This window comes from Xanthomonas campestris pv. campestris str. ATCC 33913, assembly GCF_000007145.1.
Lineage (GTDB): Bacteria > Pseudomonadota > Gammaproteobacteria > Xanthomonadales > Xanthomonadaceae > Xanthomonas > Xanthomonas campestris.
This window is the reverse complement of record NC_003902.1, coordinates 4,850,573-4,869,343: the sequence shown is the minus strand read 5'-3', so window position 1 is coordinate 4,869,343 and position 18,771 is coordinate 4,850,573. Positions and strand designations below refer to the sequence as shown.

At 67.2% G+C, this 18,771-nt stretch carries 13 protein-coding genes; 8 read left to right on the top strand and 5 right to left on the bottom strand.

The window, feature by feature from the left end:
- Positions 1–237: 237 nt before the first annotated feature.
- Together XCC_RS21230 and hemH are read right to left on the bottom strand one after the other, a co-directional pair.
- Positions 238–1,104 carry an alpha/beta fold hydrolase gene (locus XCC_RS21230; protein ID WP_019238120.1) on the bottom strand — a complete coding sequence of 289 codons (867 nt, stop codon included), beginning with the start codon at positions 1,102–1,104 and terminating at the stop codon, positions 238–240.
- Positions 1,105–1,106: 2 nt separating this feature from the next.
- On the bottom strand, positions 1,107–2,072 hold the full coding sequence (gene hemH, locus XCC_RS21225) for a ferrochelatase (RefSeq protein WP_011039164.1): 966 nt from the start codon (positions 2,070–2,072) through the stop codon (positions 1,107–1,109).
- Positions 2,073–2,226: 154 nt separating this feature from the next.
- On the opposite strand from hemH, the gene XCC_RS21220 reads away from it, so the two are divergent.
- The 4 genes from XCC_RS21220 to tatC all read left to right on the top strand — a co-directional run bounded on the left by XCC_RS21220 (position 2,227) and on the right by tatC (position 4,760).
- Positions 2,227–3,123, top strand: a complete 897-nt coding sequence (locus XCC_RS21220; protein WP_012439632.1) for a lipid-binding SYLF domain-containing protein — start codon at positions 2,227–2,229, stop codon at positions 3,121–3,123.
- Positions 3,124–3,195: 72 nt separating this feature from the next.
- On the top strand, positions 3,196–3,423 hold the full coding sequence (tatA, locus tag XCC_RS21215; protein WP_011039162.1) for a Sec-independent protein translocase subunit TatA: 228 nt from the start codon (positions 3,196–3,198) through the stop codon (positions 3,421–3,423).
- A gap of 15 nt (positions 3,424–3,438) precedes the next feature.
- A complete protein-coding gene (tatB, locus tag XCC_RS21210; RefSeq protein ID WP_011039161.1) occupies positions 3,439–4,026 on the top strand; it encodes a Sec-independent protein translocase protein TatB in 588 nt (195 codons plus the stop codon).
- Positions 4,023–4,760 carry a twin-arginine translocase subunit TatC gene (gene tatC, locus XCC_RS21205; protein ID WP_011039160.1) on the top strand — a complete coding sequence of 246 codons (738 nt, stop codon included), beginning with the start codon at positions 4,023–4,025 and terminating at the stop codon, positions 4,758–4,760. Before tatB ends, tatC begins: the two co-directional genes overlap by 4 nt.
- 376 nt (positions 4,761–5,136) lie before the next feature.
- On the opposite strand, the gene XCC_RS21200 is transcribed toward tatC, so the two are convergent.
- The 3 genes from XCC_RS21200 to XCC_RS21190 all read right to left on the bottom strand — a co-directional run bounded on the left by XCC_RS21200 (position 5,137) and on the right by XCC_RS21190 (position 9,222).
- Complete coding sequence (locus XCC_RS21200; RefSeq protein ID WP_011039159.1) at positions 5,137–6,036, bottom strand: BPSS1780 family membrane protein; 900 nt, start codon at positions 6,034–6,036, stop codon at positions 5,137–5,139.
- A 45-nt stretch (positions 6,037–6,081) separates the two neighbouring features.
- Entirely contained in the window at positions 6,082–6,846 is a 765-nt protein-coding gene (locus XCC_RS21195) for a glutamine amidotransferase (protein ID WP_011039158.1), read from the bottom strand.
- A gap of 564 nt (positions 6,847–7,410) precedes the next feature.
- Complete coding sequence (locus XCC_RS21190) at positions 7,411–9,222, bottom strand: GspE/PulE family protein (RefSeq protein WP_011039157.1); 1,812 nt, start codon at positions 9,220–9,222, stop codon at positions 7,411–7,413.
- Between the two features lie 91 nt (positions 9,223–9,313).
- Between XCC_RS21190 and glyQ the strand changes: the two genes are divergently transcribed.
- From glyQ to XCC_RS21170, 4 genes are all read left to right on the top strand, one after another.
- The gene (gene glyQ / locus XCC_RS21185; RefSeq protein ID WP_011039156.1) at positions 9,314–10,222 is read left to right on the top strand and encodes a glycine--tRNA ligase subunit alpha; all 909 of its coding nucleotides are present in this window, start codon (positions 9,314–9,316) and stop codon (positions 10,220–10,222) included.
- Between the two features lie 293 nt (positions 10,223–10,515).
- Entirely contained in the window at positions 10,516–12,612 is a 2,097-nt protein-coding gene (gene glyS, locus XCC_RS21180; protein ID WP_011039155.1) for a glycine--tRNA ligase subunit beta, read from the top strand.
- A gap of 343 nt (positions 12,613–12,955) precedes the next feature.
- Positions 12,956–14,740 carry an autotransporter assembly complex protein TamA gene (locus tag XCC_RS21175; RefSeq protein ID WP_228442219.1) on the top strand — a complete coding sequence of 595 codons (1,785 nt, stop codon included), beginning with the start codon at positions 12,956–12,958 and terminating at the stop codon, positions 14,738–14,740.
- A complete protein-coding gene (locus tag XCC_RS21170) occupies positions 14,737–18,594 on the top strand; it encodes a translocation/assembly module TamB domain-containing protein (RefSeq protein WP_011039153.1) in 3,858 nt (1,285 codons plus the stop codon). The genes XCC_RS21175 and XCC_RS21170 overlap by 4 nt, the downstream gene beginning before the upstream one ends.
- The last annotated feature ends 177 nt before the right edge of the window (positions 18,595–18,771 follow it).

The window sequence follows — 18,771 nt, the reverse complement described above, 5'->3', positions numbered from 1 at the left end:
CAGACCTGCTGCAGAAGAGGGCGTTCCTGCGCTTGCAGTGCTGCGCATACGCTGTCGAAGAATGTCCACGGCGTGTGCCACGCCTGGAACGCTTCGATCGCGGTGACAACGTGTAGGTGCGTCTCCAGCGCGGGACCTCGATGGTATGTGCAGTGATCCGCCGTGCAAACGACTACAGACGGTGCGTTTTTCAGTGCACGCGTTTGCCGATTGCCGTTGTCAGCGGAGCGTGTGTTCTTACACGCGCGGCGGCGGCAGCCCGGCCAGGAACGCATTGATCACCGCAGCCACCGCTTCGGGTGCCTCCATGTGCACATGGTGCGTGCCGGGCAGCAGATGCAGGCGCGCATCGGCCACCATCGCCACACGATGGTCGCGCAGGTCGTCGGGAAAATACGGCTGCGCCGGCGTGGCGAAAATGGCCTGGGTGGGGCAAACAATACTGCTCAACAGCGCATCGATCTGCACTTCGGTCATGCGGATGGCGGTGGGCAGGGTGAGCCGCGGGTCCGAGCACCAGCTGTAGCCCCCTTCCACCACGCGCACGCCGCGCTCCACCAGCAGGCGGGCCGCCGGCTCGGTGAGCTGGTTGGCCATCATGCGCGCGCGCACCGGCATCTCCATCGACGGGAACACCCGCAGCGGCCGCTGCGCCAGCGTGCGCGTGGAGCTGACAGCCTCGCGCAGACGGCTTGCGGTGCTCTCCACCGGCTCGGCCAGCGCGCCCAGCGCCTCGATCGCGATCAAGGCCTCGACCCGTTCTGGCGCGGCCGCGGCCATCAGGCTGGCCACACCGCCGCCGAGCGAGTGGCCCAGCACGGTGAAGCGTTCCCAGCCCAGCGCGTCTGCTACCAGCAGCAAATTGTGGATGGCGCTGCTGAGCGTGTATTCGGCGCCCACCGGCAGCCACGCGCTATGGCCGTGGCCGGGCAGGTCGAGCAACACCAGATCCAGCGCATCGGCCGGCAGGTGTGCGCTCAGCGGCAGGAAGCTGGCTGCGTTGTCCAGCCAGCCATGCAGCGCCAGCACCCGGCGTGGCCCGCGCTCGGCAGTGCGCAGCCCGGTGATGCGGCCAATCGGCAGGTCGCAGTGAAACGGCTGCAACCTCACGCGCGGCGGGCCACTGCGGCCAACGCCTGCGCATGCGTGGTGCTGTCGTTGAGGCAGGGGATGTAGCTCAGCGTGGCGCCGCGTTCGGCCAGCGTTTCGGCAAAGCCCAGCGCCACTTCTTCCAAAGTTTCCAGGCAGTCGGTGGCAAAGCCCGGGCACACCAGGTCGAAGCTGCGCACGCCGCCCTCGGCCAGTGCCCACAGCGTGGGTTCGGCATACGGCTGCAACCAGCGTTCTGCACCGAAGCGCGACTGGTAGCCCATCTGCCACGCATCCGGGCCCAGGCCCAGCGCGGTGACGATCGCCTGCGCGCTGCGTTCGCACTGCTGCGGATACGGGTCGCCGGCGTTGGCCACACGCTGCGGCAGGCCGTGGAAGGAGAACATCAGCTTCTCGCTGCGCCCATGCACCTGCCAGTGCGTGCGGATGGAATCGGCGATCGCCGCCACCCAGCCGGCGTCTTCGCAATAGTCCTGGATCACCTCCACCGCGATCTCTGGCGCGCTCGGGCGCCAGGCATCGACCACGTCCTGGATCGAGGCGGTGGTGGTGGTCGAATACTGCGGATACAGCGGCAGCACCACGATGCGCTTGATGCCGCGCGCACGCAGGCCGTCCAGCGCCTTGCGCAGGGCCGGCGCGCCGTAGCGCATGGCCCAGGTGACGTGCCAGTCGGGCATGACCTGCTGCAGGCCTTCGGTCAGACGCCGCGTGTACACCGCCAGCGGCGAGCCGTCCGGCAGCCACACCTTGGCGTATTTTTCTGCCGACTTGGGGCCGCGGATGGGCAGGATCACGCCATACAGCAGCGGCTTCCAGAACAGCGGCGGGATGGCGACCACGCGGCGGTCGCTGAGAAACTCGGCCAGGTAGCGGCGCACGGCCGGGACAGTGGGCGACTCGGGGGTGCCGAGGTTGACCACCAGCAGGGCGGTGTCGGAAGTGGTGTTCATGGCGACCATTCTGGCAGAGCTTGGCGAGCCTGCCGAATGCACCGATCCGATCACTGCGATCGGGCCCGTCTGCGCCCCGGTTGCGCTCACCACCGATTCATTGCCCCGCGACTAACGTCGCGCCATTGATTTATCTTTGACGGATTGCCCTTTGGAGCTTGTCATGCCCCGTTTGTCGCGCCTGGCCCTGTTGTTGTCGCTGACCTTCGCCGCCGGCCATGCCGTGGCGGGCCCGGAAGAGGACCAGCGCGCGCGTAATGCGGTGCGGGTGCTCAACGAGATCATGAACATCCCCGAGCAGGCCATCCCCGACAAGCTGCTCGATGAGGCACGCGCGATCGTGGTCATCCCCGACACGCTCAAGGCCGGCCTGGTGATTGGCGGCCGTCGCGGCCACGGCCTGATGTCGATGAAGAACGCTGACGGCAGCTGGTCGCAACCGGTGTTCGTCAAGCTCACCGGCGGCAGCATCGGCTTCCAGGCCGGCGTGCAGTCTTCCGATGTGGTGCTGGTGTTCCGCAACGACCGCAGCCTGGACAACATCGTCAACGGCAAGTTCACCCTGGGCGCCGATGCCGGCGTGGCCGCAGGCCCGGTGGGCCGCAACGCCGCTGCCGCCACCGACGGCCAGCTCAAGGCCGAAATCTGGTCCTGGTCGCGCGCGCGCGGCCTGTTTGCCGGCGTGGCGCTGGACGGTGCGGTGCTGCAGATCGACGATGCCGCCGACCTCAACGCCTACGGCGGCGGCGCCACCCCGCGCATGATCTTCGAAGGCCGCACCAACGAGCGCCCGTCCACCGACGTGATCGCCTTCCGCGACCGTCTGGAAGAGGTCACCTACACCGCGCGCACCAACCGCAGCAGCGATGGCGACACGCCGCCGCCCGCGCCGCGCCCGGTCAGCCAGTCACCCGCGCAGGCCCCGGCGACGCCACCGCCGCCGAGCAACGAGGCCAGCACCATGCCGATCCAGCCTTCGGCCACGCCGCCACAGCAGCAAGGCTTTCAGCCGGTCTCCGATGGTGAAATCCGCACCGAATCACTAGACGGCAACCGCTGACCGGCTGTCATCCCCCTGCGCGGTGCGGTGGGGTATCCTGAGTCTCCTATTCTTCAAGCGAGCGAGCGGATCATGGGCAGTTTCAGCATTTGGCACTGGCTGATCGTGCTGGTGATCGTGCTGCTGGTGTTTGGCACCAAGCGGCTCACCAGTGGTGCCAAGGATCTCGGCAGCGCAGTCAAGGAATTCAAGAAGGGCATGCACGACGACGACAAGCCGGCTGGCAAGCTCGGCGACGACTCGCGTAGCGCCGAGCAGGCCCGCGAGGCGCAGGCCGAGCGCGACCGCGACGCGCGCTGATCCGGAACAGCGTCCGTGTTCGATATTGGGTTTAGCGAGCTGGCGCTGATCGCGGTGGTTGCCCTGGTGGTGCTCGGTCCCGAGCGCCTGCCCAAGGCCGCGCGATTTGCCGGGTTGTGGGTGCGCCGCGCGCGCATGCAGTGGGATTCGGTCAAGCAGGAACTCGAACGCGAGCTCGAAGCCGAAGAGCTCAAGCGCAGCCTGCAGGATGTGCAGGCCTCGCTGCGCGAAGCCGAAGGCCAGCTGCGCAATACGCAGCAACAGGTCGAAGACGGCGCCCGCGGCCTGCATGACCAGGCACGCGAACTCCACGATGAGGTCGGCCGCGATATCGACATCCGCACCAGCGCCACGCCGCTTGCCGCACCGCTCGAGCTTCAGGCCGATGCACCGGTGGTGCTGGAGCCGGGCAGCGCGCAGCCGCACACCCCTGTTCCAGCGCCTGCGCCGGTGGTCGCCCAGGCACAACCGATGGCGCCAGCGCCCAAGCAGACCTTGGTGCCGGCACCGCACGGCAGCCTGACCTCCACCCAAGTCACGACGCATGCTCCCACCGCGTCGGCGACCGCCAGCAGCACCAGTCCCCAGGAGAAGACGCCGTGAGCCTGTTCGACGACGCACAGGCCGAAAGCAGTCTGATCGAGCATCTGGTCGAATTGCGCAGCCGGCTGGTCCGCGCGCTGATCGGTCTGGGTGTGGTGCTGATCGCGTTGCTGCCGTTCTCGCGCACCATTTACTCGTGGCTCGCCGCCCCGCTGATCTCGCAGCTGCCGCTGGGGCAGACGATGATCGCGATGAACCCGGCCGGCGCGTTCTTCGCCCCGCTCAAGCTGACCTTTTTCGTGGCGGTGTTCTTCAGCGTGCCGTGGCTGTTGTACCAGGCCTGGGCGTTCGTGGCGCCGGGCCTGTACCAGCGCGAAAAGAAGCTGGCCTTCCCGTTGCTGGCCTCGGCGGTGGCGCTGTTCTACATCGGCTGTGCGTTTGCGTACTTCCTGGTGCTGCCGGCGGTGTTCCACTTCCTGACGACCTTCAAGCCGGACGTCATCGCCATTACGCCGGACGCCAATTCCTACCTGGACTTCGTGCTGGCGATCTTCTTCGCCTTCGGCGCGAGTTTCGAGTTGCCGGTGGCGCTGGTGATCCTGGTGTTGATGGGCTGGGTCAGCCCCAAGCAACTGAGCGAAGGCCGCGGCTACGCCATCGTCGGCATCTTCGTCCTGGCCGCCGTGCTCACCCCCCCGGACGTGGTCTCGCAGCTGATGCTCGCCATCCCGATGTGCCTGCTCTACGAACTTGGCATCATCGCCTCACGTGCCGTGGCGCCGAAGGCAAGCTAGAGCGCGCCGCAGGACGGCTGCTTGCAGGAGCGCACTCGTGCGCGACGAGGCCTTACCGGTAGAGCCGCATCGCGCGCAAGCGCGCTCCTACCAGGCTCGGCTCATCCAAAAGTAGACGTGAAGGCATGATCTGGTTCTAGGGCGTGCCATAGCCGCCCAAAGCAACGGCCATACGCGCGACGAGAGAGCGCTGGCAGATGCGGCTTCGTAGGAGCGCACCCGGGCGCGAAGGGCTTTGGCGGGAATCTTCGGCGTCGAGAGAAGCTAGCCTCCGCGCTCGCCAGAATGGCTTCTGGTAGGAGCGCACTTGTGCGCGATGAGGCCTTACCGGTAGCGCTTCATCGCGCGCAAGCGCGCTCCTACGGCTGCTGCGGTATCAGGCAGCAAACACGTCCGGGCGCGAGGGCGGCGGCGGGCGGGCGACGGCGCCTTCGTGGGTGAACATCTGCTTCCAGGCCGCGTATACCGAGCCGGCGAAGACCGGCATCAGCACGGCCATCAGCAGCAGCTGGGCCAGCCACATCGCCACGGTCTGGCCGGCCACCAGGCCGACGATCAGCGCCACGATCATCACCGCGAAATAGATCGCGAAGATGGCGATGAAGGCCAGCACGAAGAACACCAGCATCGCCGGCAGGTTGTGCAGGCTGGCCCGCAGGCTTTCGCGCAACGCATGGCCGCCGGTGCTGCGGTCGAACATCACCTGCGGCGGCATCACGAACAGGGCCAGCGTCAGCGCGGCGAAGGTCGCCACCATCAGCAGCAACCACAGCAGGATGCGGCCGGCCGGCAAGCTGGCGGCCAGTTGCTCGATCTGCACCGGGTCCGGTTGCGCGCCGGACTGGCTGATCTCGTTGATCTTGACCATCACCTCGGACAGCTGCTGCAGCCCGCTCGGGCCGATCATCACCAGCAGCAGCACGCCCAGGACCAGGCCGGCCAGCAACTGCGGCAGCAGCGAGACCAGCAAATGCGGCGCGCGGCCGTCCTGCAGGCCGTGCAACAGGTGCCCGGGCCGGGCAACGCGGCCTTCGTCCACTTCGCGCACCGCCCACAGCAGGCCGCCCATGAACAACGGGCCGGCCAGCACCATCAGGAATTGCAGCGCCGGGCCCAGCAACGGCACCAGCACCGACAGCGACACCACCAGGGTGGCGGCCACACTCCAGATCACCCCCAGCGTGCCCAGCGCCAGCGGCGCCCGCTTCAGCAGGGAGAACCCGGTCAACAGCCATTCTGCGCCGGCAGATGCCGGCACCTTGCGGATTTCGCTCATTCCCATTCCGGATCGATACGCACCGGACCACCCGGCGAATGGGGATTATCGCTGCTTTTGCGTGTGCGCGGCGGGATGGCCGGCCACAGTTTGCAAGCCACGTGCGTGGTGGACGAAGCGCCGCAGCAGCTTGCGCGCCATCGGTGCGGCGCTGACCTCGCTGGCCACGGTGCGGGCGCAGCGGCCGTGGCGGGCGATGCAGTCCGCCCGCGCGCGCACATAGCCGCGCATATGGTGGGTGGCGAATTCGGGGTGGAACTGCACGCCCCAGGTGGACTGGCCCCAGCGGAACGCGTGGCACTGATCCTGCGGCGAGCGCGCCAGTACCACCGCGCCGTCGGGCGCACGCAGCACGGTCTGCAAATGGGTGGCATGCGCCGGGAACTGCGGCGGAAGCCCGGCGAACAAGGGGTCTTCGTGCGCGGGCGGGTGCAGTTCCAGGGCGATGGTGCCGGATTCGCGCCCGGCCGGGTTGTAGTCGACCTGCCCGCCAAGCGCGTGTGCGATCAACTGGTGGCCATAGCAGATGCCTAGCAAGGGCATGCCGGCGTGGGCGGCATCGCGCAGCCACTCGGCGCTGCGCTCGCTCCAGTCGGCGCGATCGGTGACGAACGCGGCCGAGCCGCTGATCAAGGTGCCGGCAAAGCCGCGGCGGTCGGGCAGGCGGTCGCCGTTGGCGACATCGATGACCACCGTCTCACGCTCGGCCAGCCCGGCCGCCACGCGGATCCAATGCGGAAATCGCCCGTACTGTTTCATCCCCGACACAGGGTGGCCGGTTTCGATGATCAGGAACGGCAAGGCGGACATGCGGACGAAACACCCGGCAGCGATGGATGGGTCCGATTGTAGGCAGCAGCGGCCGGGTTTTTTCAACTGGCGTGCCAACGCATGTAGCTAAGGTTATGCCGGATGGCTATGTATGAGGTTTGGAGACCGGGCTAGGCGGGGGGCTGGCTACGCGCGCTGTGCAGGGAAGAGCAGTGATGGTTGAGATGGTTTGTGGTCACGTTGGTCCCCGACTTGATTGTGCAGTGATCGCCGCGCCACTGATCCGGCCGTCCTCGGCCGTGCCGTGGACTTGGTCAATGGTGAGAATTCCCCCGCCGATGGCGACATGTGCGTGCTGACGTACCCTCATCCGCCCTTCGGGCACCTTCTCCCGCTGGGAGAAGGGAGCAACGGTGTGAGAACGGAGCGAGCCCCTCTACCGCCCGGGCGAGAGGGCTCGGCTTGCGCGCCACTGGCGCGCGTGCCTTCGGGCGCCCACGTCGCAAACGCGGGCCGGGGCGCGATCGAGGCCCCTCTCCCGCCGGGAGAGGGGTTGGGGTGAGGGTTGCCTGCGCCGTTAACGGTGCAAACCCCGGCAATCCGCTATTCCCGAGGTGGCAACACCGACAACACCTCTTCCACCGTGGTCAGCCCGGCGGCGACCTTTTCCAGGCCGGTGCGGCGCAGGGTGCGTAGCCCGTCGCCGCGGGCGGCCTGGCTGAAACTGGCCAGGTCGGTGTCGGCGCGGATCAGGCTACGCAAGCGTGGGGTCACCGGCAGCAGTTCGTACAGGCCCACGCGGCCCAGGTAACCGGTGCGGCGGCATTCCAGGCAGCCGACCGGCGCGTGCACGGTGAGCACCTCCGGCAAGGCTTCGCCCGGTTCCTGGATGGCCGCCCAATCCGCCTCGCTGAGCGTGTGCGGGCGCTTGCAATGCACGCACAACGTGCGCACCAGGCGCTGAGCGAGCACGCCGTTGAGCGTGGAGGCGACCAGGTAGTGCGGCACGCCCAGATCGAGCAGGCGGGTGATCGCCGAAGCGGCATCGTTGGTGTGCAGGGTGGACAGCACCAGATGCCCGGTGAGCGAGGCCTGCACCGCCATCTGCGCGGTTTCCAGGTCGCGGATTTCGCCGATCATGATGATGTCCGGGTCCTGCCGCAGCAGCGTGCGCACGCCGCTGGCGAAATCCAGGTCGATGTTCTGCTGGACCTGCATCTGGTTGAATTCGGGGGCGATCATTTCGATCGGGTCTTCCACGCTGCAGACATTCACATCCGGCGTGGCCAGGCGCTTGAGCGTGGAATACAGCGTGGTGGTCTTGCCCGAGCCGGTCGGGCCGGTGACCAGCACGATGCCATGCGGGCGCTCCACCAGCGCGCTCCAGCCGGCGGCTTCTTCGGCGCTGAAGCCGAGTTGTTCGATGCTCTTGAATGCCGAATCCGGGTCGAAGATACGCATCACGCACTTCTCGCCGAACGCGGTGGGCATCGTGGACAGACGCATTTCCACTTCGCGCCCGCCCGGCGACCGGGTCTTGATGCGGCCATCCTGCGGGCGGCGGCGTTCGGCCAGGTCCATGCGCCCGAGCACCTTGATCCGGCTGACCACCGCAGTCATCACCGTGGGCGGCACTTCCAGCACCTTGTGCAGCACGCCGTCGATGCGAAAACGCATGCGCCCGGCTTCGCGGCGCGGTTCCAGATGGATGTCGCTGGCCCGTTGTTCGTAGGCGTACTGCAGCAGCCAGTCGACGATATGCACGATGTGGTGGTCGTCGGCGTTGACGTCGCCGGCGCGGCCCAGTTCCACCAGCTGTTCGAAGCTGGGCAGGCCCGAGCCGGGTTCGGCACTGCGCGCATCGCCACGCGCGCCACGCACCGATTGGGTGACGCCGAAGAACTCCATCGTGTAGCGGTGCAGATCCAGCGGGTTGATCAGCGCCAGCTCGATGCGCCGGCGGCTGAGGTGCTGCACGTCGGCCAGCCAGTCCAGCGCCAGCGGCTCGCTGGTGGCCACCAGCACGCGCTCGGCGTCCAGTGCCAGCGGCAGGATGCGGTGGCGGCGTGCATACGCATGCGAGACCACGCCGGTGACCGCGGCCACGTCGATGCGGGTGGGGTCGATGCGCAGGTAGCGCAGCCCGGTGCGGGTGGCCAGCCATTCGGTCAGCCGCTCCAGGCCCAATTCACCGGCCGGCGGCTGCGCGGCGTGCAGCTTGAGGTTGGCCAGCAGCACCAGCGGATGCACTTCGCTGGCGTTGCGCACGCCGGCAGCGGAGAACTGCACGCGCTCGTGTTCGTGCGGCACCACCATGCCATCGGCCAGCAGCGCGGCGGCCACCGGATCGAACATCAGGCGTCCGCGCGGCAGCGGTGCGGAGGTGCTGGGATCGGCCGGGCGCCGCTGTTCCATCTGCTGTAGTCCCCTGCGGCGGTGCTCCCGCGGCAAAGCGCTGCGGGTCGGCCGGTATACTAGCGCACCCCTTCCGCACGGCCTTTGCTGCATGTCCGATTCCCGGCGCGTTCCAATCACTTTCCAGGGCCTGATCCAGACCCTCAACCAGTACTGGGCCGAACAGGGCTGTGTGCTGATCCAGCCACTGGACCTGGAAGTGGGCGCGGGCACGTTCCATCCGGCCACCTTCCTGCGCGCGCTGGGACCGGAGCCGTGGAATGCGGCCTACGTGCAGCCCTCGCGCCGTCCCACCGATGGCCGCTACGGCGAAAACCCCAACCGGCTGCAGCGCTACTACCAGTACCAGGTGGCGATGAAGCCCAACCCGGACAACATCCAGGACCTGTACCTGGGTTCGCTCAAGGCGCTGGGCATCGACCCGCTGGTGCACGACCTGCGCTTTGTCGAAGACAACTGGGAATCGCCGACGCTGGGCGCCTGGGGCCTGGGCTGGGAAGTCTGGCTCAACGGCATGGAGGTGACCCAGTTCACCTACTTCCAGCAGGCTGGCGGGCTGGAGTGCAAGCCGGTGCTCGGCGAGATCACCTACGGGCTGGAACGGCTGTGCATGTACCTGCAGAGCTGCGACAACGTCTACGACCTGGTGTGGACCTACGGCCCGGACGGCACCCCGGTGACTTATGGCGATGTGTACCACCAGAACGAAGTGGAGCAGAGCGCCTACAACTTCGAGCATGCCAATGTGGAAGAGCTGTTCCACCGCTTCGACGCCTGCGAGGCCGAAGCCAAGCATCTGGTGGAGGTGGGCCTGCCGCTGCCTGCGTACGAGCAGGTCACCAAGGCCAGCCACGCCTTCAATCTGCTGGATGCGCGCCGTGCGATCAGCGTGACCGAGCGCCAGCGCTACATCCTGCGGGTGCGTGCATTGGCGCAGGGCGTGGCGCAGGCGTATTACGCACAACGCGAGAAGCTGGGCTTTCCCGGCGTGAAGAAGTAACTCAAAGCCCCTCTCCCACCGGGAGAGGGGTTGGGGTGAGTGTCCGAGGCGTAGCCCTCGTGCACCCAAACTCCACAGAGCTTCGCCCGTACCCTCATCCGCCCTTTGGGCACCTTCTCCCGATGGGAGAATGGACCAGCAAGCCCTCTCCCACCGGAAGAGGGGTTGGGGTGAGGGTACGGGGCGTAGCCCTCGTGCATCCAAACTCCGCAAAGCTTCGCCCGTACCCTCATCCGCCCCTTCGGGGCACCTTCTCCCGACGGGAGAAGGGAACACGTCAAGGTCCACGTCTTATGAGCGAACAACTTCCCCTGCTGATCGAACTGGGCACCGAAGAGCTGCCGGTCAAGGCGCTGCCGGGCCTGGCGCAGGCCTTCTTCGACGGCGTACTGGCCGGGCTGGAAAAGCGCGGCGTCGCCGTCACCCGTGGCGATGCCAAGCCGCTGTCCACACCGCGGCGCCTGGCGGTGCTGCTGCCCGGCGTGGCCACCGAGCAGCCCGAGCAACGCTCCGAAGTGCTGGGCCCGTATCTCAACATCGCGCTCGATGCCGAAGGCAAGCCGACCAGGGCGCTGGCCGGTTTTGCGGCCAAGGCCGGGATCGACTGGACCGCGCTGGAGCGCACCAGTGACGCCAAGGGCGAGCGCTTCGTGCACCGTGCGGTGACGCCAGGCGCACAGGCCGCCGCACTGCTGCCGGAGATCCTGCGCGAAGCAATTGCCGCCATGCCGATCCCCAAGCCGATGCGCTGGGGCGCGCACGAATACGCGTTCGCGCGGCCGGTGCAATGGCTGGTGCTGTTGTTCGGCGATACGGTAATCCCGGCCGAGCTGCTGGGCGTGCGTGGCGACCGCATCACCCGCGGCCATCGGTTCATGCATGACGGCGACATCGCGCTGGCGGCGCCGGGCGATTACATCGACGCGCTGCGCGCCGCGCACGTGCTGGTGGATGCGGACGCACGCCGTGCGCGCATTGTCGAAGAAGTCGATGCGGCCGCCAGGCAGGCCGGCGGCAGCGCACGCATCAGCGACGACAATCTGGAGCAGGTGGTCAACCTGGTCGAATGGCCGTCGGCGGTGTTGTGCAGTTTCGAGCGCGCGTTCCTGGCGGTGCCGCAGGAAGCGCTGATCGAGACGATGGAGATCAACCAGAAATTCTTCCCGGTGCTGGACGACGGCGGCAAGTTGACCGAGCAGTTCATCGGGATTGCCAATATCGTCTCCAAGGATGTCGCCGAAGTGGCCAAGGGCTACGAGCGCGTGATCCGTCCGCGGTTTGCCGATGCCAAGTTCTTCTTTGACGAAGACCTCAAGCAGGGGCTGGAAGCGATGGGCGCGGGCCTGGCCAGCGTCACGTATCAGGCCAAGCTGGGCACGGTGGCCGACAAGGTTGCGCGTGTGGCCGCGCTTGCGGAAGCAATTGCGCCGCAAGTAGGTGCCGATCCGGTGCAGGCGCGTCGCGCCGCGGAATTGGCCAAGAACGACCTGCAGTCGCGCATGGTCAACGAATTCCCGGAACTGCAGGGTATCGCCGGCCGGCATTACGCCAAGGCTGCCGGTGAGCCGAGCGAAATTTCGCTGGCGATCGACGAGGCCTACCAGCCGCGTTTTGCCGGCGATGACATCGCACTCTCGCCGCTGGGCAAGGTGCTGGCGATTGCCGAGCGGCTGGATACGTTGGCGGGTGGCTTTGCGGCTGGATTGAAGCCGACGGGTAACAAGGATCCGTTTGCGTTGCGGCGCAATGCGTTGGGGTTGGCGCGGACGGTGATTGAGTCTGGATTTGATTTGGATCTGCCGAAGCTGATTGATGTGGGCCTGGCGTCGTTGCCGGATGCAGTGAAACCGCATGCCGACCGCAACACAGAGACGGTACGGGCGGATCTCTACGACTTCATCCTCGACCGCCTGAAGGGCTACTACGCCGACAAGGGTGTCGCGGCCACGCACTTCAATGCCGTTGCCGAGTTGAAGCCTGCATCCCTCTACGACTTCGACCGCCGCATCGACGCCATCGGCATCTTCGCCACCTTGCCTGAGGCCGAAGCGCTGGCTGCAGCCAACAAGCGCATCCGCAACATCCTGCGCAAGGTCGAAGGCGAAATCCCCGGCGACATTGACACCACGCTGCTGCGCGAACCGGCCGAAGAAGCCCTGGCCGAAGCAGTGGAGGCGGCCATCGGCGATACCGGCGATGCGCTGCACCGCCACGACTACGTCGCCGTGCTCGCCCGCCTGGCGCGCCTGCGCCCCCAGGTGGATGCATTCTTCGACGGCGTGATGGTCAATGCCGACGACCCGCAGCTGCGCGCCAATCGCCTGGCCCTGCTGAAGAAGCTCGGCGACCGCCTGGGCAGCGTGGCCGCCATCGAGCATCTGTCCAGCTGATGCGAACCGCGCGCGATGGCGCTGCAACTATCGCGTGCCGGACAGGGCTGGCGAATGCTGACTGGTTCATCGGTAGCCGCTGCCACGAGGCTGCTGTGCCATTCCCGCTGCAGATGCCGCATGCCTGCACGCCACAGCAGCGCTTGCGCCCAACACAGCAGGCCCGGAACACCCCGAAACCCGGCATTTGCCGCACCGGGTGAGACGCCCCGACCGCCTTCCATGCGAAGACCTGTGCATGTATGTCCATGATGTGCATGCCTATATGACACACGGCATGGCACTCTCGACGCCTAGACGCCCCATTAACAGACCCTCGCGGTCCTCCCGGTATCCTGCGCCGATGCGATTCATTCTCCGGGTTCGTCCCGTTTTTCTGCTCTTGTGCATCCTGGCCGGTTCTGCCTTTGCCCGCGGAACCATCGACAAGATCGAGATCAAGGGGTTGGACGGCGACGACGACGCCGAGATGATCGAGAACATCGAGGTGTCCTTGTCGCTGTATGAGGCCGTCGGCAAGGAGCAGGGTGAGTCGCGGCTGGAGTACCTGCTGGCGCAGGCGGAGCGGCAGACGCGCGAGGCACTGGAGCCGTTTGGTTATTACTCGCCCACCATCGACATCGCCGCGCCGCGCGACGGCGAGCGCCTGACCGTGGTGATCACGGTGAACCGTGGCGAGCCGGTGCGGGTGCGGCAGTCTCATATTTCGATCACCGGCTGGGCCGAGCAAGACCGCTATCTGGGCCAGGACCTCAAGCAGTTCGAGCCGCGCGAAGGGCAGGTCTTCAGCCATCCACAGTACGAAGCCAGCAAGGTGCGCATCACCCGCCGCCTGGCCGAACGCGGCTATTTCGATGCCGACTTCACCCAGCGCCGGGTGGCGGTGACGCGTGCCGAGCATGCCGCCGACATCGATCTGAACTGGGACAGCGGCCGCCGCTACGACATGGGCACCGTGCGCTTTGACTACGATTATTTCCGCCCGGGGCTGTTCGAGCCGCTGGTGTATTGGGACGAGGGCAGCTACTACCACGAAGGCAAGCTGGATCGGCTGCGCGAGTCACTGACCAAGCTCGATTACTTCAGCACCATCGACATCCAGCCCAAGCCGGAGGAAGCCGATGACCAGGGCCGGGTGCCGGTGGACGTCAAACTCACCCGCGCCAAGCGCACCGTGTATACCTCCGGTCTGAGCTATGGCAGCGAGAGCGGCGCCGGTGTGCGCGGGGGCGTGGAGCGGCGCTATGTCAATTCGCGCGGCCACAAGATGGACACGCAGCTGGACTACGCGCAGAACCGCAAGAGCCTGACCACCAGCTACCGGGTGCCGGCGTTCCGCTGGCTGGATGGTTGGTACACCGCCTCGGCGCGCCTGTACGACGAGCAGACCGAATACATCGACCTGCGCAACGTCAAACTCACCGGCAGCCGCAGTGGCCAGATCAACGAGCGCTGGAGTGCGATCGCCTCGATCAACGCCTTGCGCGAGCGTTGGCGTTTCAGCAGTGGCAGCGATTTCACCGATGCCGTGTACGAGACCTCCACGCTGATCTATCCGCAGCTGCAGGCCAACTACGTCAACGTCGATGACCGGCTGTTCCCGCGCAGCGGCGTGTCCGGGCAGATGTTCATCCGCGGCGGCGCCGAGGGCGCCGGGTCGGACACCAATTTCGGTCAGCTCTACGGCCAGCTACGGTGGTTCCTGGGCGCCGGCGACAATGGGCGGGTGATCCTGCGTGGCGAAGGTGGCACCACCTGGACCAGCGATCTGGTGGCGATGCCGCCGAGCCTGCGGTTCTTTGCCGGTGGCCCAAACAGCATCCGCGGCTATGCATTCCGCGAAGTGGGCCCGCGCACGCCCAAGCCGGACGAATTCGCGCTGGGTGCCAAGAACGTGGTCACCGCCAGCGCCGAATACGAGCATTACCTCAAGGGCGGGCCGTGGGGCGGGGCGGTGTTCGTCGATAGCGGCAGTGCCTTCGATGACACCCCGGACTGGCGCACCGGCATTGGCTTCGGCTTGCGTTGGCGCTCGCCGGTGGGGCCAGTGCGGGTGGATATTGCGCACGGCTTGAACGACCCCGATTCGCAGTTCCAGCTCTACATCGACATCGGGGCGAACCTGTGAATACAACAACGCCCCCCACCAGCCCCGCGCCGCGCCCGCGCTTCTACCGGCGCCGCCGGTTCTGGGTGGGTTCCGGCCTGACCGTGCTCGGCCTGGGCCTGCTGGCATTGATCGCGTTGTACTGGTTGCTGCAGACCGTGGCCGGGCGCGATGTGTTGCTGGCCCAGGTCACCGCGCGCCTGCCGGTGGGTGCCAGCTTCACCTACGGCAGCGTCGAAGGCCCGGTGGCCGGCCCGCTGACCCTGCGCAATGTCGACTTCAGGTATCAGGACATCCACTTCACCGCCGAGCGCGTGTACCTGGAACCCGACCTGCGCCCGCTGCTGGGCCGCAAGCTGCAACTGGACGCGGTGCAGGTCAGCAATGCCACGTTGAACCTGGGCAAGAGCGACGAGCCCTTCACCCTGCCGAGCTGGCCGGAGTCGCTGCCGCAGATCAATGTGCCGCTGGCGATCCAGGCCGACCACATCGGCGTGGACAACCTGCGTATCACCCAGCTGCAACAGCCAATGATCACCCTGCACCGCGTACAGGGCGGCCTGGAAGTGGCCACCGGCGAATTACGCACGCGCAATCTGGTGGTCGATACCGACATGGGCGACTTCCGCCTCAACGGCGATTACGTGCCCAGTGACGAGTACCGCGCCGACCTCACCGCCACCGCGGTGTTGCCGGCCGCACGTGGGCGCACGCCGGCCAGCCTGGGCCTGGTGGCACGCGGTGACCTGGACAAGATGGAAGTGGCGATCGCCGGGCGTGCGCCGGCGCCGCTACGCGCCAGCCTGGTGTTCACCGGCCGCGACGACCCGACCTGGGCCTTCAATGCGGTGACCGAGGCTCTGGATACCTCGCTGCTGATACCGGCGCCCGCCGGGCAGGAGACCCCGCCGGCCACGCCCATCGCGCTGGACCTGCAGGCCTCGGGCAAGGGCGGCAAGGCCGACTTGCGTGGCAGCGTCAAACAAGGCGAGTTGAGTGCCACCTTGCAGCCCTCGCACGTGAGCCTGCAAGACCAGGTGCTCACGGTGGAGCCGTTGATCATCGATGCGTTCGAAGGCCGCACCCAGCTACGCGGCAGCGCCGATTTCCGAGATGCCGACAACGCCAGCTTCCGGTTTTCGGTCAATGCCAGCGGCCTGCGCTTCACGCCAGCTGCGGACCCCGCCACTCCGGATGCGCCGGCGGTGCCGGTGGAACTCACCGACGCGCGCCTGGGCCTGGCCGGGACGCTCAAGGCCTGGGCCGCCATCGGGCGGGCCACCGTGCAGCGCGATGGCCAGCAGGCCGAACTGGTGTTCGACAGCCGCGGCAACGACCAGCGTGCCCAGCTCAAGCAGGTGCAGGCCAAGACCCCGGGCGGTTCGCTGGATCTCACCGGCGAGGTGGCCTGGGCGCCCGCACTGCAGTGGGACCTCACCGCGCAGCTGGCCAAGTTCGACCCGGGCTATTTCGTGCCGGGCTGGAACGGCAATCTGTCCGGCCAGGTCGCCTCCAAGGGCCGCCAGTTGCCGGCACCGGCCGGGGGCGTCTCGCCGGGCTACGAGGCCACCGCCGACATCCCAACCCTGACCGGGCAGTTGCGCCAACGCGCGCTGTCGGCCAATGGCAAGTTCGCCTTGCGCGGCACGCAGGGCGAAGGTCAGCTGCAGCTGGCACTGGGCAGCAGCCGCATCGACGCCAAGGGCACCGTGGGCGACCAGCTCGACATCGCCGCGCAATTACAGCCGCTGCAGCTGGACGACCTGTTACCCGGCGCCACCGGCACCGTGCGTGGGCAGTTGCAGGTCAACGGCCGCCGCGACGCGCCGACTGTCACCGCCGACCTGGCCGGCACTGGCCTGCGCTGGAACGACTACAGCGCGCAGAGCGTGAGCCTGCGCGGGCGCCTGCCATGGAGCGGCAGCGACGGGCAGTTGGCCTTGCAGGGCACCGCCATCGAAGCGGGCGTGGTGCTGGATAGCGTGCGCGTGCAGGCACGCGGTGCGGTGGAAGCGCTGCGGCTGGATGCGGACATCGCCAACAGCATGGCCAGCGTCGCGCTGCAGGGCGACGTGCGCCGCAACGGCGCGCGCTGGCAGGGGCAGGTGAGCACGCTGCGCATCGTGCCGGCCAAGGGCGATGCTTGGGCGCTGCGCCAGCCGGCGCAGTTCAGCACCGAGGGCGCTGCCTTCACTCTGTCGGACACCTGCCTCGGCGCAGCCACCGGCGGTGCGCTGTGCGCCAGCGCCAACTGGCCGCGCGAGGGCATGGTGGTGCATGGCGGCGCGTTGCCGCTGTCGCTGGTGCAGCCGTGGCTGCCCAAGCAGGAAGGCCGGCAGATCTATCTACGCGGTGACCTCAGCCTGGACGGCAGCTTCAAGCCACGCGGCAATGCCTGGGAAGGCTCGTTCCGCATCGCTTCGCCAGAAGGCGGCGTGCGCCTGGGCGAGAACCGCTACGCGGCGGTGGCCGGCAATCCCAATCGTGGCGAGTTGCTGCGCTACGACCAGTTCAGCGTGCAGGCCGATTTCACCCCGCAACAGATCCAGGGCAAGCTCGGCGTGGGCTTCCAGGGCAATGGCTTTGTGGATGCCAAGTTCAACACCGGCTGGGATGCGTATGCGCCGCTCAACGGCGAGCTGTATCTCAACATGTCGCGGCTGTATTGGCTGGAGCTGGTGGTGGCCGATGTGGTGCGGCCCAAGGGGCTGGTCGAAGGCCACGTGAGCCTGCGCGGCACGCGCGACAAACCGCTGCTCGGCGGCGATGCGACCTTGAGCGATTTCACCGCCGAATACCCGTCGATGGGCCTGACCCTGAGCGAAGGCAAGGGCCGCTTCGACGCGCTGCCGGATGGCTCGGCCAAGATCACCGCCTCGGCCAAGTCCGGTGACGGCACGCTCAACATCGATGGCGGGCTGTCGTGGTTCGGCACCAGTACGCCGCTGCTGCTCAATATCCGCGGTGAAAACGTGCTGGCCTACAACACCAGCGAGTTGCGCATCGTCGCCAACCCGGACATGCAGTTCGGCATCGTCGACACCACCATGCAGCTGCGCGGCAAGGTCACCGTGCCCGAGGCCGACATCGATCTGGAACGGCTCGACCGCGGCACCTCGGTGTCCGAAGACGTGGTGGTGCTGGACCCGGTGGACCCGGAAGCCGCACCCGCCTCGCCGTTGGATATGGACCTGGCCATCGTGCTCGGCGACAAGGTCAACATGAGCGGTTTCGGCCTGAAAGGCGGGCTAAGCGGGCAGATGCAGATCCGCGCGCGCCCGGGCCGCGAAATGACCGCCAATGGCGGGCTGGACGTGCGCGGCCGCTACAAGGCTTATGGCCAGGATCTGACCATCAGCCGCGGCCAGCTGACCTGGAACAACAACATCGTCTCCGACCCGCGCGTGAGCCTGCGCGCCGAACGCAAGATCGGCGACGTCACCGCCGGCATCGACGTCAGCGGACGCGCCGAATCGCCGCGTGCGGATGTGTGGTCGGAGCCGGCAATGTCGCAATCCGAAGCGCTGTCGTACCTGGTGCTCGGCCGCGGCCTGTCCACCGCCAGCAGCGATGAAACCCAGCAGGTCAGCGCCGCCTCGGCCGCGCTCTCGGCCGGCAGCAGCCTGATCGCCTCGCAGATCGGCGCCAAGCTCGGCCTGGACGAAGCCGGCGTGAGCGAATCCAGCACCGTCGGCTCGGTCGTGGGCTTCGGCAAGTACCTCTCGCCCAAACTCTACGTCGGCTACGGCGTCTCGATGGTCGGCAGCGGCTCGGTGCTCACGCTCAAATACCTGCTCAGCCGCGGCTTCGATGTGGAAGCCGAATCCAGCACGGTGGAGACCAAGGGATCGATCAATTGGCGGCGTGAGAAGTAGGCGAGCGCCTGCTGCGCGCTGTGTTCTGCCGACCACATATGCGGCGCGATGGATCTCATCGCGCTGCATATGTGATGACGGGTAGTTGACTGTTCCCACGACACTGATCGTCGCGCGTCTGTCGCCTACCTACCTGGCCGCTTACGCCTTTTTTATGGTCTGTGGCCTCGGCGCAAA

Bases quoted from the DNA above. Each gene is read 5' to 3' on its own strand.
- hemH (WP_011039164.1), bottom strand. From the start codon at position 2,072: ATGGTCGCCATGAACACCACTTCCGACACCGCCCTGCTGGTGGTCAAC.
- XCC_RS21220 (WP_012439632.1), top strand. From the start codon at position 2,227: ATGCCCCGTTTGTCGCGCCTGGCCCTGTTGTTGTCGCTGACCTTCGCC.
- tatA (WP_011039162.1), top strand. From the start codon at position 3,196: ATGGGCAGTTTCAGCATTTGGCACTGGCTGATCGTGCTGGTGATCGTG.
- XCC_RS21200 (WP_011039159.1), bottom strand. From the start codon at position 6,036: ATGAGCGAAATCCGCAAGGTGCCGGCATCTGCCGGCGCAGAATGGCTG.
- XCC_RS21195 (WP_011039158.1), bottom strand. From the start codon at position 6,846: ATGTCCGCCTTGCCGTTCCTGATCATCGAAACCGGCCACCCTGTGTCG.
- XCC_RS21190 (WP_011039157.1), bottom strand. From the start codon at position 9,222: ATGGAACAGCGGCGCCCGGCCGATCCCAGCACCTCCGCACCGCTGCCG.
- glyQ (WP_011039156.1), top strand. From the start codon at position 9,314: ATGTCCGATTCCCGGCGCGTTCCAATCACTTTCCAGGGCCTGATCCAG.
- glyS (WP_011039155.1), top strand. From the start codon at position 10,516: ATGAGCGAACAACTTCCCCTGCTGATCGAACTGGGCACCGAAGAGCTG.
- XCC_RS21175 (WP_228442219.1), top strand. From the start codon at position 12,956: ATGCGATTCATTCTCCGGGTTCGTCCCGTTTTTCTGCTCTTGTGCATC.